This window comes from Nocardia speluncae NBRC 108251, from assembly GCF_001613245.1.
Taxonomy (GTDB): Bacteria; Actinomycetota; Actinomycetes; order Mycobacteriales; family Mycobacteriaceae; genus Nocardia; species Nocardia speluncae.
Window position 1 is genome coordinate 90,087 of sequence record NZ_BDBZ01000021.1, and the last position, 18,131, is coordinate 108,217.

Here is an 18,131-nt window from a genome sequence, read left to right on the forward strand (position 1 = left end):
TTCCTGTGTTCGTGGTGACCGAGCTCGGCCCGGCTACGCTTCAATTGTCGAAAGTGCCGATGCATCGGCGGTTCGGCCACGGACCAACCGGAACCTCGTTGTTCTCGCACGCCGTTGTGGTGTTGTTCCGTAACGCCCTCAGTATGCGCGCGGGTACCGACAGGTCCGGGTCAGTGCAGCCGCCACAGCGGCGATACCGGACCGTGCCCTTTGCCCAGGTCGTAGGCGGCTTCGAGGCAGCGGCGGGTCCATTCCTTGGCGAATTCGAACGCGTCGGGCACCGAGTGGCCGTTGGCCAGGGCGCAGGCCAGCGCGGCGGCCAGAGTGTCGCCGCCGCCGTGGTCGTTACCGGTGGCGATGCGGGGCGCCCGGAACTCCAGGAAGCGTTCACCGTCGAACAGCAGGTCCGTGCTGTCGGCGGAGGTGCGCAGATGCCCGCCCTTCACCACCACCCACTGCGGACCGAGGGCGTGCAAAGCTTCGGCCGCCGAACGCGCCGAAGCCGTATCGGTGACCCGCACCCCCGTCAGTAGCCGGATCTCGTCCAGATTGGGCGTGACGATCGTGGCCAGCGGAAACAGGGTGTAGCGCACAGCGTCCAGGGCCTCGGTGTGCAGGAGCGGGTCGCCGTGCATGGAGGCCGCGACGGGGTCCACGACCAGCGGCGCCGAGCCGTCGCGCCCGATCCCGACCTCCCGGCAGACCGCGGCTACCGCCTCGATGATGGCGCTGGAGGCGAGCATGCCCGTCTTGGCGGCACCGATTCCGATATCGCCGGCCACCGACCGCACCTGATCGGCCACCACCTGCGGCGGAACCTCGTGGAACCCGGTCACCCCCACCGAGTTCTGCACGGTCACCGCGGCAACCGCTACCAGTGCATGCACTCCGCACAGCGCCATGGTGCGGGTATCGGCCTGGATCCCGGCGCCGCCACCCGAATCCGTCCCGGCGATGGTGAGCACTCGCACCGGGGTCTGTCCCGGCGGGGTCAACGGCAACAAATTCACGCAGTCACCCTACGTGGACTCGGCTGCGGGCCGGCCATGTGCTCAGCGGATGGCCTGGTCGATGAGGCGGCGGGCCGCGCGGTCGGTGCGTTCGGTATCGCCGGTGATGAGGCGGTCCTGGAGGATGCCGCGGAGGCCGGAGATCAGCAGGGTGGCGACGACTTCGGGGTCGTCCACCGAAACGAGTTCAGCCAGTCGGGTGGTCAGGGCGGTGGTGAAGGCCGCGATCGCCTCGTCGGCGTAGCGGGCGTACGGGGCCGATGGGGCGCAGGCGGCGCCGAGGACTTGCAACATCACGGTGTTGCTGACGGCCTCGGGGCCGGTGGCGTTGGAGCGATAGAAGTCCCACAGGCGTTCGCGGAGCGCGGTGGCGTCGTGGATATCGGCGAATACGGCGGTGAGGTCGGGACGGTGGGTGGTCAGAGCCTGGACGAGCAGTTCTTCTTTGGTGCCGAAGTAGTAGATCAGCATGCGGGAGCTGGTGCCGAGGGCAGCGGCCAGGGGGCGGAGTGAGAGGTCCGCGAGGCCGTGTTCGGCGATATAGCGGACCACGGCGTCGAGGAGTTCGGCGCGTTTGGCGTGGTCGAGGGGGCGGGCCATGGGTTGACTGTAGCGAACGCTACAGGTATTGATGAACCCCGTGAATGTACCGATCGCTTCAGAAACTCGGCAGGCGTCCGGCCGAGTGGTCGTCACCGCCTATGCGGGAGCCACCTCACTGGCCGACGATATGGACGGCACCTGGGCCGCGCTGCTACGCGGCGAAACCGGTATCACCACTCTCGATGACGATTTCGTCGCCGAGTACGACCTGCCGGTACGTATCGGCGGCAAGCTGAAATCGCATCCCGGCGCGGAGCTCACCCGGGTCGAGCAGCGGCGGCATTCGTATGTGGAACAGCTCGCTCTGGTGCTCGGGCGGCGAGTCTGGGGGGCGGCAGGACGGCCCGAGGTGGAGGGTGAACGGCTCGCGGTGTGTATCGGTACCGGGCTGGGCGGCGGTGATGCGCTCATCGACGCGGTCGACGCCATGCGAGCGGGTGGGTACCGCAAGGTTTCGCCGATGTCGGTGCCGATGGTCATGCCGAACGGTCCCGCGGCGGCGGTGAGTCTCGAAATCGGCGCGAAGGCGGGTGTTTTCGCCCCTGTCTCGGCGTGCTCATCGGGAACCGAGGCAATCGCGCAGGCCTGGCGGCTGATCGTCACCGGAGAGGCCGATGTGGTGGTGGCGGGCGGTGTGGAGGGGCATATCCACGCGGTACCGATCGCGAGTTTCTCCATGATGCGTGCGATGAGCACCCGCAATGACGAGCCACAGCGTGCCTCCCGCCCGTTCGACCGGGACCGCGACGGTTTCGTCTTCGGTGAGGCCGGAGCGCTGGTGGTCCTCGAATCGGAGCGGCACGCCCACGCCCGCGGCGCCCGGATCCACGCCCGGGTGCTCGGGGCGGGTATCACTTCCGACGCTTACCATATCGTCGCTTCCGACCCGGCCGGTGCGGGCGCGGCCCGGGCCATGCGTAAAGCGATTACCGCGGCAGGCCTGCGGCCCGCCGACATCCGGCACGTGAACGCACACGCCACCTCGACCTCGATCGGCGACGCGTCCGAAGCGGCCGCGATCCGCGCGGTGACACCGGAGGCTTCGGTCTACGCGCCCAAATCAGCGCTCGGACATTCCATCGGGGCGGTCGGTGCGCTGGAAACCATCCTGACCGCGCTGACGCTGCGTGAACAGGTCGTTCCGCCCACTCTCAACCTCGACAACTGCGACGTCGACCTCGACGTAGTCCATGGTCGCGCCCGTCCGCAGGCCTGCGAGTACGCCCTGACGAACTCCTTCGGATTCGGCGGGCACAACGTCACCCTCGCCCTCGGGCGCGCATGATCCGAACCGCGCGTACCTGCTCAATCGCCGGCCCTGGGCCCAGGGGTGCGTTTCCAGCGCCAGGCGAATTCCCCGGCGTGGGGCGGCGGACCGGGCAGCTCTCCGTCGGCGCGCAGGCCGGCGAGCAGGAGGGCGAGAATCCGGCGGCGTAACTGTCCGGTGCGCTCGGCGTCCGGGGTCGACACCGCGGCGCAGGCCTCCAGAACAATGCCGAGGTCCTGGGGAGTGATGTCTGGGCGTAACTGTCCGGATTCGTGTGCGCGCCGGACGAGTTCGTTGTTCACCTGCTCGGAGTGCTGGACTTCGGGCAGTATCGATTCGTCGGGTGTGAAGGTGCCGGCGAGGTGGACGGTCAGTGAATGCACATCTGCCTCGACCACTCGCTCCAGAAAACCGGCCAGTGCCTGCCAGCCTTCCGGTTCCTCCAGTGCGGCGTCGGCTTCGGCGTTGTAGCGGCGGAGTCCGTCGTGGCAGAGGGTGCGCAGCAGTACGTCTTTGCTCGGGTAGCGGCGGTACAGGGCGCTGATACCGACTCCGGCTCGTTCGGCGACGGCCGAAATCGGCGCGTTCGCATCGGCGAGGAATACCGCTCGTGCGGCGTCGAGGATGAGCTCGTCGTTACGGGCGGCCTGTGCTTTGCGGCCGGGGAGGGGTTTGGCCGCGGGAGGTTCGGCTGATCGGGGCATGCTCCGAGGCTAGCACTTGAAACGGAATGATCCGTTCTGATAGGTTTTAAACAGAACAAAACATTCCGTTCCAATAGGAGTCGATATGACCGCCATCCAGCCCTTCCGCATCGAGATCCCCGGCGCCGACCTCGACGATCTGCATGCCCGCCTGGACCGCACCCGCTGGGCGGATCAGATCCCCGGCTCCGGTGACGAGTACGGCGTGAGTGTCGGCCGGGTGCGTCACCTGGCCGATGTCTGGCGCTCGTTCGACTGGCGCGCCCAGGAACGCACACTGAATGCCTACTCGCAGTTCCGCACCGAAATCGACGGCCAGCTGATCCACTTCCTCCATATCCGGTCGACGGGCGCGCAGGGATTCCCACTGATCCTGACCCACGGCTGGCCCGGCACCTTCGTCGAATTCCTCGATCTCGTAGAGCCGCTCACGGGGGCCGGTTTCGACCTGGTCATCCCCTCGGTACCCGGCTACGGTTTCTCCGGCCCGACAACGGAAACCGGCTGGAACGATGCCCGGATCGCCCGCGCCTGGGCGGAGCTGATGCGTCGCCTCGGCTACCGCCGTTACGGCGCGGCAGGAAACGACGGCGGATCGGCCATTTCCGCGGAACTGGGCCGATACGCTCCCGAACAGGTGGTGGGAGTGCACGTTGCCCAGGTGTATTCGTTCCCTTCCGGTGATCCCGCCGAACTGGCCGATCTCACCGCCGACGAACAGCAGGCCATGGCAACGCTGGACTGGTTCGTCAAGAACAAGATGGGCTTCAACGTCCTGCAATCACAGCAGCCGCAGACCCTCGCGCACGCCCTGACGGATTCGCCGGCCGGCCTGCTCGGCTGGAACAGCCAGCTGCTCGGACCCGACCTGGACGACGAATTCGTCGTCACCAATATCGCGATCCACTGGTTCACCGGAACCGCCGGCTCGGCGATCCGGCACTACTACGAGAAGGACAAGGCCGAGCAGCCCACCGAACCGAGTACCGTCCCGCTCGCGTTGTCCGGGTCGACCGGGGATTTCCACGGCATCCGGCGTTTCGCCGAACGCGACCACAATGTGGTGTCCTGGCGGACCCACGATGTGCACAGCCACTATCTGCACCATGCCGCTCCCGAGCTCATGGCCGAGGAGATCGCCGGGTTCTTCGACAAGTACCGTGCCGGCGAGTAGGTCGCGAAATCGGAGCCGGATCGATGTCGACGGTGCGGGCACGGCTCCGATCGGTCGCGGGGCCGCCTCGGCCGGAGGCGGCCCGAGGGCCTCGGGCGCCGGTCGTCTCGACGTCTCAGCCCGGAACCTTGTCCAGGAATCCGAGGACGGTCTCGATACGGCCCTGTTCATCTGTGACCAGGACATCGAATCCGATGATCACCGGTTCCGCGCCGGCCGGTCCCAGGCCCCACTGGAATCGGACTTGGCGATGGTGGTTGTCCGGCTCGCCGACCTGGGTGAATACGAATCCCGGGAACTGCTCGTGCACGGCGCCGATGGTGGCACCGATCGCCTCGCGACCCGCTGCCTCGGCGAGGGGGTCGGTATAGGTGGCTTCGGGCGCCCAGTGCTCGGTGAGCAGGGTGGTGCGGGCCTGCTGGTCAGTGCTGTTCCAGGTGTGCAGGTAGGTGGTGACGATATCGTTCATCGGGTGCTCCTTCGGGTGGGTGAATGTGCTCACAGCATCGCCGCGATCGTGCGAGCCGGCGATTACCCCGGAGGTAATGGGATCGGCTACCGGGACGGCTAGCATTCGACGTGTGGCGACTTTGGAGACCGAATCCCAGGTGGGCGGCCTTATCCGCGCCTGGCGAGAGCGGCGGCGGCTGAGCCAGCTGCAACTGGCCGCGCAGGCGGAGGTGTCCACGCGGCATCTGAGCTTCCTGGAGACCGGCCGGTCGCGACCCACCCGGGAGATGATCGAGCGGCTCGCCACGCATCTGGATGTACCACTGCGTGAACGCAACGAATTGATGCTCTCGGCCGGCTACGCGCCGCGCTACGGCCAGCGTGACCCGGACGCGCCCGAATTGCGTGCGGTGATGGACGCCTTCCGCACTCTGCTCGATGCGCATCTCCCGCATCCGGCGCTGGTCCTGGACCGCTGCTGGGACGTGGTCGATCGCAATACCGCCACCGATGTGCTGCTCGAAGGCTGCGCCCCGGAATTGCTCGAACCGCCGGTCAATGCGATCCGGATCTCGCTGCATCCGGACGGCCTGGCGCCGCGGATCCGCAACCTGGGGCAGTGGCGGGGCCATCTGCTCAGTCAGATCCGGTCCCGCTCGGCGGCCACCGGGGATCCGCGATTGCGGTCACTGCTGGACGAGGTGTCGGCCTATCCGTGCCGGGATACGGGGATAGCGGCGCGTGCGGATGTGGTGGTTCCGCTCCGGCTGGGTGTCGGTGATACGGAGTTCTCCTTCTTCAGTGTCACCACCTCGGCGATGTCGGCCACCGATGTGACGATCGACGAGTTGCATATCGAGGCCTTCTACCCCGCGGACGAGGCGACGGCGCGGGCTTTCCGCGCGCCGTAACACTGCCTGTAGACGCTCGCTTATGTAGGAGAGCGCTCGAGCCATGTTCCGTCTCGCTTCTGGCGGCTGTACTGGATTCAGTAACCAGCCAACAATCTTCGACCAGGAGCGGATATGCGAATCGCGATTTTCGGAGCCACCGGCACAGTCGGCCGGCACATCGTCGACCAGGCGCTCGAACGCGGGTACGAGGTCACCGCGCTCACCCGGGACGCCGCCCGGATCAGCCGGGCGCACGAACGATTGCACATCGTAGAAGGCGATGTGCTCGACCCCGGCGCGGTCGAACGAGCGGTCACCGGCCAGGACGCGGTTCTGGTGGCGCTCGGTAACGGCCGTCAGGGCGTGGTGCGGGCCGAGGGCACCCGCACGGTGATCGAGGCGATGAACCGGGCCGGGGTGAAACGGCTCGTCTGCCAGTCCACCCTCGGCGCCGGCGACAGCCGGGCAAACCTGAACTTCCTGTGGAAATACGTCATGTTCGGCCTGCTGTTGCGCCCCGCCTACGCCGACCATCAGCAGCAGGAGACCTACGTCCGCGCGAGCGACCTGGATTGGACCATCGTGCGCCCGAGCGCTTTCACCGACGGTCCCCGCACCGGAACCTACCGCCACGGATTCGGTCCTGGCGAAACCGGTCTCGATCTGAAGATCGCGCGCGCCGATATCGCGGCCTTCCTGCTGGATCAGGTCACCGACCGCACCTATGTGCACCGGGCTGCGGGCCTGTCCAATTGAATTCGGCCGGATCATCGCCACCGCCGTCGCGCCCGGCGGTGGGCCGGTCGCCCAGCGGCGACCGAACTGTCACACGGCACCTGGCCGGTGCGGGGCCTGTGGCCGTGTTTCAGGAGTGTTCGTGGACGGTGTCCCATGCAGGGAAGGGGTCGGGGTAGCCGGTCCAAATCCCCGGCCCGGCCGTATATTCGGTGTCGGTGAGCAATGCTGAGTCCAGTAGTGCGCGCAGGGCGGGGCGATCGAGCCGGACCCCGATGAAAACGATTTCCTGACCTGCGGGGATATCCAGCGAAGACCACCAGGCGGCGGGTTCGAAGGTGAGGTTCGGCCCCGCCTGCGACCAGACTGCGGCGAGTTGGGGCCGGCTGGCGATCCAGCAGAAACCCTTGCTGCGCAACAGCCGGCGCACCTGGGTCAAGGCGTCGGCCAGGCGCTGCGGGTGGAACGGGCGTTCGGCGCGGTAGGTCATACTGCTGATTCCGTACTCCTCGGTTTCCGGTATGTGCCCGCCTGTCAGTTCGTCGGCCCAGCCCTCGGTGCTCGCAGCGGCCACCGGGTCGTAGCGGCCCGTGTCGAGCACCTCGCTCAGGTCCACGACGCCGTTGCTGGTGCGGATCAGTTCGGCCCGCGGGTTCATCCGCCGGACGGCCGCTTCCACGGCGCCCACGATCTGCGGACTCACCAGGTCGGTCTTGTTGATCAGCAGGACATCGGCGAATTCCACCTGGTCGGCGAGTAGATCGGCGATACCGCGTTCGTCGCCGTCGCCGGCTTCCAGATTGCGGGCGGCCAGTGTTTCGCCGCGAGTGATCTCAGTGAGGAAGGTGGTGGCATCCACCACCGTCACCATGGTGTCGAGACGGGCGAGCTCGCCGAGGGAGAAGCCGTCCTCGAATTCCCATTCGAATGTCGCCGCCACCGGCATCGGTTCGGAGATACCGGTGGATTCGATCACCAGCTGGTCGAATCGGCCCTCGCGAGCGAGCTTTCCCACTGCCTCGATCAGGTCCTCACGCAGTGTGCAGCAGATACAGCCGTTGGTGAGTTCGACGAGCTTCTCCTGTGTCCGGTCCAGATGTCCTTGGCCGGCGACGAGGGCCGCGTCGATGTTGACCTCGCTCATATCGTTCACGATGACGGCGACGCGGCGTCCTTCGCGGTTGGCGAGTATGTGGTTCAGGAGGGTGGTCTTACCGGCGCCGAGGAATCCGGACAGCACGGTTACCGGCAGCGGGCGGGAAAGCGCAGAACTGGTCACATGTAAATGATAACCATTTTCATTTAGGCTGCCTTGTTCGGGCTGCCCTACCACCGGCAATGCGCTGCCGGACCACGATGATCAGGAAGAGACCGGCCCCCAAAGTGGTCGCGTAGACAGGGAAAGCCCACACGGCAGGCTTCCAGACGGTGATCGTGAGCAACGTGATGATTCCGTTCACCGCGACGAGACCGAAGACGAGCGGGTTCTCACTGCCGGGCGCGGACCAGGCTTTACGGAAGGTCGGAATCGCCGCGGCCAGATCGCCGAACACGGCGAAGATCACCGCCGTCTGCGGATCGTCCCAGCCGAGCCAGATCGCCAGCGCCACCACCGAAGCCGCCCCGCAGAGCAGATCGGCGAACGACAGCCGCCAGTAACTCGACCTGTTCGCGAACGACGCGAGGAACACCACTGCCGGGCCGGCGCCCATCGAGAAAGTGAGGACCGCGGGCAAGCCGACACCGTCGTCGAGCTGGGCGCCGAACCCGGTCAGCGACGCGGCGGCCCACAGGAACCACGAGACGCGGTTCGGTTTCACCTCGCCGCGCACGGTGAGCAAGGCGTAACTGAGCGTTCCTACCATGCTGAGGGCGGCCCCGAGGAAGACGAACCGTGGATCGATCACCGATCAACGAGAACACCGGGGCCGCCGGCCAGGCAAGCGGAACACCCGGACTGCGGACAGCGCCGGCGCCCGCACTCGGCGCGGGCGCCGGCACTTGGTCAGCTGGTGATCGGCAGGTACACGCGCTTCCCGGAATCGGCGAATTCGGCCGATTTCTCGGCCATCCCCGCCTCGATGGCCGCGATATCGGTCAGATTGTTTCGCTCCGCGTACTCGCGGACATCCGCCGAAATACGCATCGAACAGAACTTCGGACCACACATCGAGCAGAAATGCGCGGTTTTCGCCGGCTCCGCGGGCATCGTCTCGTCGTGATATTCGCGAGCGGTATCGGGGTCCAGCGACAACGCGAACTGGTCACGCCACCGGAATTCGAAACGGGCCTTCGACAATTCGTCGTCCCGTCGCTGCGCGTCCGGATGCCCCTTGGCGAGATCGGCGGCATGCGCGGCGATCTTGTAGGTGATGACGCCGGTCTTGACATCGTCCCGGTTCGGCAGGCCGAGATGTTCCTTGGGCGTGACATAGCAGAGCATCGCCGTCCCCGCCTGCGCGATCATCGCGGCACCGATGGCCGAGGTGATGTGGTCGTAGGCGGGCGCGATATCGGTGGCCAGCGGGCCGAGCGTGTAGAACGGAGCTTCCTCGCACAGCTCCTCTTCCAGCCGGACGTTCTCCACGATCTTGTGCATCGGCACATGACCCGGACCTTCGATCATCACCTGCACACCGTGCGATTTCGCCACTTTCGTCAGCTCACCGAGCGTGCGGAGTTCGGCGAACTGCGCCTCGTCGTTCGCGTCGGCGATCGAGCCGGGACGCAAACCGTCGCCGAGAGAGAAGGTCACGTCGTACCGGGCCAGAATTTCGCACAATTCCTCGAAATGCGTGTACAGGAACGATTCCCGATGATGTGCCAGGCACCACGCGGCCATGATCGACCCGCCGCGCGAAACGATCCCGGTGACCCGCTTCGCGGTGAGCGGCACATACCGCAGCAGCACACCGGCGTGCACGGTCATATAGTCGACGCCCTGCTCGCACTGCTCGATCACGGTATCGCGGTAGAGTTCCCACGTGAGCGCGGCCGGATCGCCGGCGCATTTCTCCAGCGCCTGATAGATCGGCACCGTCCCCACCGGGACCGGAGAGTTCCGCAGAATCCATTCGCGGGTTTCGTGAATGTTCCTACCGGTGGACAGATCCATGATGGTGTCGGCACCCCAGCGCGTGGCCCACACCATTTTCTCGACCTCCTCGGCTATCGACGACGACACCGCGGAATTACCGATATTGGCATTGATCTTCACCAGGAACTTCTTGCCGATGATGGTCGGCTCGAGCTCCGGATGCCGGTGATTCGCCGGGATCACCGCGCGCCCGGCGGCGACCTCCGCACGCACTCTCTCCGTCTCGACGCCCTCACGCGCGGCGATGAATCGCATCTCGTCGGTGACGACCCCGGCCCGCGCCCACGCCAACTGGGTGCGCGGGCCGGGAACATCCGGTGTCACCCAGGTATCGCGCAACTTCGGCAGTCCGGCCTCGAGATCGATGGCCGCCGACGTATCGGTATACGGCCCGGACGTGTCGTAGACATCGAAATGTTCGTCGTTGGTCAGGGCGATCCGGCGTACCGGTATACGCAGACCGTTCGCTTCCCGGTAGTGCTTGACGCTGCCCTCGATCGGACCCGTGGTCACGGAATCGACAGGTGTGCCCGTCATTTTTTCTCCCTACGCCGGCATTACCCGGTCAGGTTCATACGGTCGACGGCCCTGAACGCCCGGATGGGCTAGCCGTCCTCTCAGCCCGCTGGTGCGAGCCCCCGTCGGTATGGATTTTTTCCGCCGCCGACCATACCTGGAGTGTTCCTACCGGCGCAGGACTTCGCCCGGGTGTTCGGTGCGGGTTCCCGGGGCCGTGAGCGATAGGGTCGAACGGTGACGCTCTCGCATGGATCGCTGATGAACGTGGACGAGTTCGAAGAACTCGACGCCGCGGCCCAGCGCATATCCGAGGGGCTGCGGCTGGAATACCTCAACGGGCTGCTCGCGGCGAAGGCGCGTCCGGACGCGAACCACAGCCGGGTCATCCAATGGCTGGCCCGGTTTCTCGTACCGCGCAGATCGGAACTGTGGCTTTTCGCCGACCACGGCCTGCGGGCCGGCCGCGGCGGCGGCAGCCGGGTACGCCCGGATGCGATCCTCGCGCCCGCTTCGGCGTTCGCCGGGGAAGGCGAATGGTCGGATCCGCAGCCGGTACTGATGACGATCGAGGTCACCACCCGGGCCCAGCACACCGAACTCCGGGACCGCCTGGACAAACCGTTCCTGTATGCCGCGACCGGTATTCCGCTCTACCTGCTCATCGACCGCGGTACCGCCGAGATGAATATCTTCAGCGAACCCGACGACGGTCGCTACGCCTCCCGCGTAACCCTCCCCTTCGGCACCGATATAGAAATCCCCGACCCCCTGAACGTCATCCTCGCCACCGACGCCCTACTCGACTGGACCTGAACCGCCCAACTGTCGCGAAGGATGTCTTCGGCTCTTCGCAGCCGTCCTACCACTTGCCGCCGCCCTCGGCTGCTACAAGAAGCTCTCACACAAGGCGCCCTGTCACCCTTCTGGCCTGCCCGCCGGAATCGGATGTTCGGGGTTTCCCGGCTTCCCTTCTCAACGCGGTGCACGGCGTCGATGGTCGGATGGGACAGGCACGGCCGCCGACTCCTCGACGGCCCATTCCGGGTCGGTGGCCAGGGCAGCCATGTAGTGGACATCGATCCAGTCGCCGTCGAACCGGAGCGCGTCGCGGCCGGTGCCTTCGAGACGGAAACCGACCTTCTCGTAGACGTGGCGGGCGCGCGGATTGAAGGCATAGACCTGCAGCGTGATGCGGTGCAGACCGAGCTCCTGCAGGCCGTAGGCGACGATCAGCCGGGTCGCCTCGGTGCCGAGCCCGCGGCCGCGCCCTGCTTGCCCGATCAGGGTGCGGAAGCCGCAGGACCGGTTCTCCTTGTCCCAGTCGTTGAGGACGACTTCGCCGAGCACGCTGTTGTCGCCGGCGGTCACGGCGAGGACCAGGCGGTCGTCGGCGGTGCTCCACCGGCGGTAGATTTCGCGCATCGTCTCGATCGGCGGGTTGGTGACCGGCTCGTCACGGGAATGTACTGTGCCGGTCAGAATCGCGACTTCGGGATCTTTGCGAATGATCTCGTCGAGAACGTCGGCATCGTCGGCATGGACGGGGCGTAGGGTGACGCGCTCGCCGCGGAGCGTGGGTTTGTGGCTGAAGATCATGGACATACGGATCTTTCTTCGGCGCGTGTTCGGGGCAGGCAGGTGCTGGTTACCTACCCGATGATCGAGTGGTGGACAACCGTGTGCGCCGGGCAAGCGGCGCAACCGAATGCGATCAGATATCGAACTCCGCGATCACCGGCGCGTGATCGCTTGCTCCCTTACCTTTGCGTTCCTCCCGGTCCACCCCCGCGTCCACCACGCTCGCCGCCAACGCCGGAGAGGCGAGGATGAAATCGATCCGCATCCCTTCCTTCCGCGGAAATCGCAGCTGCGTGTAGTCCCAGTAGGTGTACACCCCGGGTCCGGGGGCGAAGGGCCGCATCACATCGGTGAATCCGGTCGCCGTGACGGCCGTGAACGCGTCCCGTTCCGGCTGGGAGGTATGGGTTTTACCGGTGAAGAATTCGGTGGACCACACGTCGTCGTCGGTGGGCGCGATATTCCAGTCGCCGACCAGGGCGGTCGCGGTCTCCGGGTTCTCGGTCAGCCAGCGGGCGGCATTGTTGCGCAGAGCCGTGAGCCAGGCGAGTTTGTATTCGTAATGTGGATCGTTCAGTGCGCGGCCGTTGGGCACATAGAGGCTCCAAACCCGCACGCCACCGCAGGTGGCCCCGAGCGCACGTGCTTCGACCGTAGGGGTGCTGATCAGTGCCTCCGCGGCATCCCGATCGAATCCGGGCTGGCCCGGGAACCCGATCTCCACATCGTCCAGCCCGACCCGCGACGCTATCGCCACCCCGTTCCACTGGTTGAGCCCCACATGCGCGACCTCGTAACCGGCCTCGGTGAACCGTTCGAACGGGAACTGGTCGTCGCGGCATTTGGTTTCCTGTAATGCCACGACATCGATGTCCTGGCGGTCCAGCCAGGCCAGCACGCGGTCCTGCCGCGAGCGGATCGAATTGATATTCCAGGTGGCCAGTCGCAACTGAATTCCCGTCTGTGTCGAGGTGCGGCGACGTTACGACGCCGGCGCTGCGCCGCCGGGCACGGCGTAGCGGTAGCTGTGATGGTCGAGGAAACCCAGCTCGCCGAAAAGTTCCAGTGCCTCCACATTACCGGCATCGACCTGCACGTACGCGTGGGTTGCGCCACGGTCGTGACCCCAGCGCAGCAGTTCCCCGCAGACCAGTGCGGCCAGGCCGTGGCGGCGGTGCGCGGCCAGGACTGCCACGCATGTCAGGCCGACCCAGCGGCGGCCGTCCGAGGCGGTGGTGAGGGCGCCACGGGCGATCGCGATGGGGCCGGGCAGGCCCAGTGACGCGAATCCCAGTTGCCCCTCGTGCACCGAGGTCAGCACCTCCGGCAGGGGGACGGTGGCGGTCTGGCCGCTGGGTTCGTCGCCGCGACAGCGGTGGATCTCGAGCCAGGCGATATCGGGTTCGGTGGAGATGCGAACCATGGACGGCCCTTGCGGGAGGACGAAATTCTCCAGATCTATGCCCAGTACCTGGGTTTCGCCCCAGCTGTTCCAGCCCGGCGGTACGGTCGCCAGCCGGTCCGGTAGTGCCAGTTGCAGCGGTAGCCCCTTGGCTGCGTACCAGGCGCCGATGCGGTGCAGCGTTTCCGCGTCGGTCCGCGCCGGCCCGCTCGAATCACCGATGGGTACAGCGGAATTGGCGCGGCGGGTATAGCCGTGCCCGGCGCGCAGTAGCCAGCCGTCCAGCCAGGCGTATTCGGTGCCCGGCCAGCCGTAGGCGGCCGCGGATTCGAGCGTGCGGATCTCGGAGATGCGAATCGGCCTGGGGCCCAGTGTTTTCAGCGCAACCACCCGGGTGGCCGGAATCAGCACCGGGTGGCCGTCGGCGCCCATGACAGTGAGCGGGTTGGTGGAAACCACCTCGCCGATCACATCGGTCAGTGGCGGATCGCTGCCGTCCGGTAGCCGGTACCGGACAACGACCCGCTCACCGACCGGGATATCCGGTTCGGCCGGGTGCTGTTCGGGTTCCGGCGGTTCAGTCGTCATATCCGAACGGATCCGGATCGACACCGGGTAGCCAGCTCAGGCCGGGAACACCCCAGCCGTTGCGTTTCACCGATTTCTTCGCCGCCCGCGCGTGCCGGCCGATGAGCACATCGACGTAGAGATAGCCGTCCAGATGCCCGACCTCGTGCTGCAGCATCCGGGCGAAGAAACCTGTTCCCTCGATCTCGACCGGTTCGCCGTGCTCGTCGGTGCCGGTGACCTTGGCCCAGTCGGCGCGGCCGGTGGGGAACTGTTCGCCGGGTACGGAGAGGCAGCCCTCTTCGTCGTCGTCGGGGTCCGGCATGTTCTCCGGGATTGCCGAGGTCTCCAGTGCGGGGTTGATCACGGCCCCGCGGCGTCGTGCCACCGTGCCGTCTGCCGCCGGGTCGGGGCAGTCGTAGACGAAGAGCCGTTTGGACACTCCGACCTGGTTGGCGGCCAGGCCCACGCCGTTGGCGGCGTCCAGCGTTTCGTACATATCGGCGATCAGCCCGGCCAGTTCGGCCGGAGTTTCGGTCACCGGCTCGGTCGGGCGATGCAACACGGGATCGCCGACGATCACGATGGGCAGGATTGACATGATTACGAGCTTATGGGGACGCGTGCTGCGGCCGGAATAGGGCCTGTCCGTGGCCGTCGGGGACGCAGTGGTGGCCGGACCGGCCGGTCGGCGCCCGGATTTCTGGTACTGATGTACCGGACACGCCCGGGTCGACTCGTCAGCGGCCGGCGGGGCGTCGTGGTTGAATATCGCAAGGCAGTAACACGGTGACGCGTTCGGTCACGATTCGATCGCATCCGGTGGTAACTCGGCGAGGAGCAAGATGGACGGCGCAGCAGCGCGGGAGCTTTCCGCAATCCAGGGCAGTCCTCCGGCCAGTACGAATACATTCCCCGAACCGGCCCACGATCCCGAGAGCGGCTTGAGCCGCCGCGAACACGAGATCCTGGCCTTCGAGCGGCAGTGGTGGAAATACGCGGGCGCCAAGGAGGAGGCGATCCGCGAACTCTTCGCGCTTTCGCCCACCCGCTACTACCAGGTCCTCAACACCCTCATCGACCGGCCGGAGGCCCTGGCCGTCGACCCCATGCTGGTGAAACGCCTGCGCCGGCTGCGCGCCGGCCGCCAGAAATCCCGGGCCGCCCGCCGCCTCGGGTTTCAGGTGTAAACCCCACTCGCGTACCCGTGTGCTGTTCGCGAAGGCCGAATCCGCGCGCCGGGGGTGCGCCGTAGCCACCTCCCGCTAGGCTCGGGCGGGTGAGCAATTCGAACCCTGGCTCCGGTGGTCCGCCGCTGCGTGCGACCGCAATGGTTCTGATCGCCCTGGCGATCGTTTTCGCCGGTCTGGGCGCGATGTCGCTGTCGAGTGCGGATTCCGGCAGTGACAACGCCGAGGGGGCCGGCACTACCTCGGCCTCCGCTGCGCAGACCACCCTGCGTGCCACGACCACAGCGGCGGCGCCCACCACTGCCGCCGTCGGTGCACCGTCCGCCGGCGCGACCACTACGCCGGGCGCGAGCACCACACCTCCCGCCGGTGAAGTCGACCGCGCCACCCCGGTCCGCGTACTCAACAACAGTCTGGTCGCCGGTTTGGCCGCCACCACGGCCGACGAACTCGTGGCCCTCGGCTGGACCAACACCTCGACCGGTAACTACGCCGCCAACACGCTCGCGGCCACCACGGTCTACTACGGTTCCGCACCGGGCGACGAAGCCGCCGCGGCGGCGGTCGCCGCCGATCTCGGTGCCACCACCGCGCCCATGCCCCCCGGGCTCGGCGAAGATTCGGGCGTGGTCGTCGTGGTCACCGGCCGGTGAGCAGGACCAGCCGGAGGTCGGGGGCCTCCCGGGCAGGTGTCGCGGGCGTGGCATCATCATCTGCGTCGAATGATCGTTGTCGAAACGCTGTATCCGTAAACTCGGTACTCGTAAAGGAGTTCCTGATGGCACAGTCCACATCTCGTCGCCCGTCTTGGCGGAGCGTGACCCCGGTGCTGGCTGTCGCGGCTTTCGGCCTCGTTGCCTGCACGAACAGCCAGGAATCCAGCGACGTGGCGGGCACGACTCCGCCGGTCTTCACTTCCTCGCCTGCCCCGGCCGGCGAAAGTGAGCACGGCGAAGCGCAGCAGGACACCCCGGCCGGTTCCGGTACGGAGGTCGAGCTGAAGTCCCCGAGCGGCGCGAAGATCGGTACCGCGAACTTCACCGACGAGGGCAACCATCTGCGCGTCACCGTCGACGCCACCGGCCTGACGCCGGGCTTCCACGGGCTGCATATCCACCAGCAGGGCAAATGCGAGGCCAATTCCGCGCCGCCTGCCGGTGGCGCGCCCGGCGACTTCCTGTCCGCGGGTGGGCATCTGCAGGTCGGCGGTGCCACCGGGCATCCGGCCAGTGGTGATCTGAGCTCGCTGCAGGTGCGCGAGGACGGCCACGGCTACCTGGTGACGACCACCGACAACGTCACCATGTCCGATATCCAGGGCAAGGCGATCATCATCCATGCCGGTTCGGACAACTTCGCCAATATTCCGGACCGCTACTCCCGCGCGGGTGGCACCGGCCCGGATGAGCAGACGATGAGCACCGGTGACGCGGGCGGCCGCGTGGGCTGCGGCGTCATCGGGTAGCTGTCGACCCGCGACGGAGGCGTGTATGGGTGGGGCACGGATCGACCCGGTACCTTTCCGTGGCTCGCCCCGGCCGACCATCGGGATCGAATGGGAGATCGCACTCGTCGACAAGGCGAGCCGCGATCTGTCCAATACCGCATCCGCCGTCTTCGACGCTGTCGGTGAACTCCGCGCCCACGACGGCACTCCGCAGGTCAGCAAGGAACTGCTGCGCAACACCGTGGAATTGGTCACCGGGGTGCACGAAACCGTCGGCGCAGCAGTGCAGGACCTGTCCGCCACCATGGATACCGTGCGCCGGGCCGCCGACGAGCTCGGCGTGGACCTGTTCTGCGCCGGTACCCACCCGTTCGCGCAGTGGTCGACCCAACAGCTCACGCGTTCGGTGCATTACGACGAGCTGATCGAACGCACCCAGTGGTGGGGTCGGCAGATGCTGATCTGGGGTGTGCACGTGCACGTCGGGGTATCGCACCGGGAGAAGGTTTTCCCGATCCTGAACTCGTTGCTGCTGTCCTATCCGCATCTGCTGGCGCTTTCGGCGTCCTCGCCGATGTGGTCCGGCTCGGATACCGGTTACGCGAGCAACCGGGCGCTGATGTTCCAGCAATTGCCGACGGCGGGCCTGCCGTTCCAGTTCGAGAACTGGAACCAATTCGAGCATTACGTGCACGACGAGATGAAAACCGGTGTGTTCGAACAGCTCGGCGGTATGCACTGGGATATCCGGCCCGCACCGAAATGGGGGACCATCGAGGTACGGATCTGCGACGGGATCTCCAACCGCGGTGAGCTCGCCGCGCTGGCGGCGCTGATCCACTGTCTGATCGTGCATCTCGACGAACGGGTGGAACGGGGCGAAGAGTTGCCGACCCTGCCGCCCTGGCATGTGCAGGAGAACAAATGGCGGGCGGCCCGATACGGGTTGGACGCCATTGTGATCGTCGGCTCGGACAATACCGAACGCCTGGTCACCGAGGATCTCGACGATCTGCTGAATCGGCTGGAACCGACCGCACGACGGCTGGGTTGCGCCGATGAGCTCGCGGCTGTGGCGGATATCCCACGCCGGGGCGCGAACTATCAACGCCAGCGTCAAACCGCCGCCGCTGCACAGGGCGACCTGATCGCCGTAGTAGATGCTCTTGTTCAAGAGCTGAACAATTCGGGACCCTTTTCGTATCCGGCTTGATCCCGCCACCGGACCGCGGGTATCCGCGTATGTCCGAATTGCTCGGTGTGGTCCATAGAAGGGTTTGCGCTCCGGTTTTGTTCGGGGGCGACGAAGTAGTCGTGTCGGCGCCGGTCCATAGGGGGCCCGTTAGTAACCGCCGCAAAAACAACGGATATGGGGCCTGGCCCGGATAACGGGGCCGCTTCGCGCAGGCTGGAGCGCTATAGCCGCAGGTCGGCAGATGCACTACCCCGGATATCGGGCTGTTATCCGGGGTATCCCTGCTATCGTTGAGCGGTC

General features: G+C 66.5%; 20 protein-coding genes. 9 read left to right on the forward strand and 11 right to left on the reverse strand.

All coding sequences use genetic code 11. The annotated features are described in order from the left end of the window. Positions 1 to 170: 170 nt before the first annotated feature. Positions 171 to 1,010, reverse strand: a complete 840-nt coding sequence (gene thiD / locus NS6_RS20500; protein ID WP_068044143.1) for a bifunctional hydroxymethylpyrimidine kinase/phosphomethylpyrimidine kinase — start codon at positions 1,008 to 1,010, stop codon at positions 171 to 173. 42 nt (positions 1,011 to 1,052) lie between these two features. Then, entirely contained in the window at positions 1,053 to 1,610 is a 558-nt protein-coding gene (locus NS6_RS20505; RefSeq protein ID WP_068044145.1) for a TetR/AcrR family transcriptional regulator, read from the reverse strand. A 31-nt stretch (positions 1,611 to 1,641) separates the two neighbouring features. Here NS6_RS20505 and NS6_RS20510 point away from each other — a divergent pair, with 31 nt between their 5' ends. Then, entirely contained in the window at positions 1,642 to 2,898 is a 1,257-nt protein-coding gene (locus tag NS6_RS20510) for a KasA/KasB family beta-ketoacyl-ACP synthase (protein WP_068044148.1), read from the forward strand. Between the two features lie 20 nt (positions 2,899 to 2,918). On the opposite strand, the gene NS6_RS20515 is transcribed toward NS6_RS20510, so the two are convergent. Continuing rightward, positions 2,919 to 3,584: a TetR/AcrR family transcriptional regulator gene (locus NS6_RS20515; RefSeq protein WP_068044149.1), complete on the reverse strand. Its 666-nt coding sequence runs from the start codon at positions 3,582 to 3,584 to the stop codon at positions 2,919 to 2,921. A gap of 85 nt (positions 3,585 to 3,669) precedes the next feature. Here NS6_RS20515 and NS6_RS20520 point away from each other — a divergent pair, with 85 nt between their 5' ends. Beyond that, a complete protein-coding gene (locus NS6_RS20520) occupies positions 3,670 to 4,758 on the forward strand; it encodes an epoxide hydrolase family protein (RefSeq protein ID WP_068044151.1) in 1,089 nt (362 codons plus the stop codon). Between the two features lie 115 nt (positions 4,759 to 4,873). Here the strand turns inward: NS6_RS20520 and NS6_RS20525 are convergent, their stop codons facing one another. Beyond that, on the reverse strand, positions 4,874 to 5,227 hold the full coding sequence (locus NS6_RS20525; protein WP_068044306.1) for a nuclear transport factor 2 family protein: 354 nt from the start codon (positions 5,225 to 5,227) through the stop codon (positions 4,874 to 4,876). A 112-nt stretch (positions 5,228 to 5,339) separates the two neighbouring features. On the opposite strand from NS6_RS20525, the gene NS6_RS20530 reads away from it, so the two are divergent. Both NS6_RS20530 and NS6_RS20535 read left to right on the forward strand, forming a co-directional pair. Beyond that, positions 5,340 to 6,119 (forward strand): helix-turn-helix domain-containing protein, encoded by a 780-nt coding sequence (locus NS6_RS20530; protein ID WP_068044152.1) that lies wholly within the window; start codon positions 5,340 to 5,342, stop codon positions 6,117 to 6,119. A 114-nt stretch (positions 6,120 to 6,233) separates the two neighbouring features. Continuing rightward, positions 6,234 to 6,857, forward strand: coding sequence for an NAD(P)-dependent oxidoreductase (locus NS6_RS20535; protein ID WP_068044154.1), 624 nt, complete (start codon positions 6,234 to 6,236; stop codon positions 6,855 to 6,857). A gap of 109 nt (positions 6,858 to 6,966) precedes the next feature. Here NS6_RS20535 and NS6_RS20540 read toward each other — a convergent pair whose 3' ends face one another. From NS6_RS20540 to thiC, 3 genes are all read right to left on the reverse strand, one after another. After that, positions 6,967 to 8,115, reverse strand: coding sequence for a GTP-binding protein (locus NS6_RS20540; protein WP_068044157.1), 1,149 nt, complete (start codon positions 8,113 to 8,115; stop codon positions 6,967 to 6,969). 19 nt (positions 8,116 to 8,134) lie between these two features. Continuing rightward, entirely contained in the window at positions 8,135 to 8,743 is a 609-nt protein-coding gene (locus NS6_RS20545) for a hypothetical protein (protein ID WP_068044159.1), read from the reverse strand. Between the two features lie 98 nt (positions 8,744 to 8,841). After that, the gene (thiC, locus tag NS6_RS20550) at positions 8,842 to 10,470 is read right to left on the reverse strand and encodes a phosphomethylpyrimidine synthase ThiC (protein WP_068044308.1); all 1,629 of its coding nucleotides are present in this window, start codon (positions 10,468 to 10,470) and stop codon (positions 8,842 to 8,844) included. A 216-nt stretch (positions 10,471 to 10,686) separates the two neighbouring features. Here thiC and NS6_RS20555 point away from each other — a divergent pair, with 216 nt between their 5' ends. After that, positions 10,687 to 11,265: a Uma2 family endonuclease gene (locus NS6_RS20555; RefSeq protein ID WP_245669434.1), complete on the forward strand. Its 579-nt coding sequence runs from the start codon at positions 10,687 to 10,689 to the stop codon at positions 11,263 to 11,265. A gap of 159 nt (positions 11,266 to 11,424) precedes the next feature. On the opposite strand, the gene NS6_RS20560 is transcribed toward NS6_RS20555, so the two are convergent. From NS6_RS20560 to NS6_RS20575, 4 genes are all read right to left on the reverse strand, one after another. Then, entirely contained in the window at positions 11,425 to 12,054 is a 630-nt protein-coding gene (locus NS6_RS20560) for a GNAT family N-acetyltransferase (RefSeq protein ID WP_068044164.1), read from the reverse strand. A 109-nt stretch (positions 12,055 to 12,163) separates the two neighbouring features. Then, positions 12,164 to 12,979, reverse strand: coding sequence for an exodeoxyribonuclease III (locus tag NS6_RS20565; RefSeq protein WP_068044165.1), 816 nt, complete (start codon positions 12,977 to 12,979; stop codon positions 12,164 to 12,166). Between the two features lie 33 nt (positions 12,980 to 13,012). Next, the gene (locus NS6_RS20570) at positions 13,013 to 14,020 is read right to left on the reverse strand and encodes an N-acetylglutamate synthase, CG3035 family (RefSeq protein ID WP_068044167.1); all 1,008 of its coding nucleotides are present in this window, start codon (positions 14,018 to 14,020) and stop codon (positions 13,013 to 13,015) included. Beyond that, positions 14,010 to 14,600 carry a peptide deformylase gene (locus tag NS6_RS20575; RefSeq protein WP_068044170.1) on the reverse strand — a complete coding sequence of 197 codons (591 nt, stop codon included), beginning with the start codon at positions 14,598 to 14,600 and terminating at the stop codon, positions 14,010 to 14,012. Before NS6_RS20575 ends, NS6_RS20570 begins: the two co-directional genes overlap by 11 nt. A 244-nt stretch (positions 14,601 to 14,844) precedes the next feature. Between NS6_RS20575 and napA the strand changes: the two genes are divergently transcribed. The 4 genes from napA to NS6_RS20595 all read left to right on the forward strand — a co-directional run bounded on the left by napA (position 14,845) and on the right by NS6_RS20595 (position 17,849). Further along, positions 14,845 to 15,189, forward strand: coding sequence for a nucleoid-associated protein NapA (gene napA, locus NS6_RS20580; RefSeq protein WP_068044172.1), 345 nt, complete (start codon positions 14,845 to 14,847; stop codon positions 15,187 to 15,189). Between the two features lie 89 nt (positions 15,190 to 15,278). Continuing rightward, the gene (locus NS6_RS20585; RefSeq protein ID WP_068044175.1) at positions 15,279 to 15,842 is read left to right on the forward strand and encodes a LytR C-terminal domain-containing protein; all 564 of its coding nucleotides are present in this window, start codon (positions 15,279 to 15,281) and stop codon (positions 15,840 to 15,842) included. Positions 15,843 to 15,967: 125 nt separating this feature from the next. Beyond that, complete coding sequence (gene sodC, locus NS6_RS20590; RefSeq protein ID WP_068044176.1) at positions 15,968 to 16,654, forward strand: superoxide dismutase[Cu-Zn]; 687 nt, start codon at positions 15,968 to 15,970, stop codon at positions 16,652 to 16,654. Between the two features lie 25 nt (positions 16,655 to 16,679). Continuing rightward, positions 16,680 to 17,849, forward strand: a complete 1,170-nt coding sequence (locus NS6_RS20595) for a glutamate--cysteine ligase (RefSeq protein WP_068044178.1) — start codon at positions 16,680 to 16,682, stop codon at positions 17,847 to 17,849. Positions 17,850 to 18,131 lie beyond the last annotated feature (282 nt).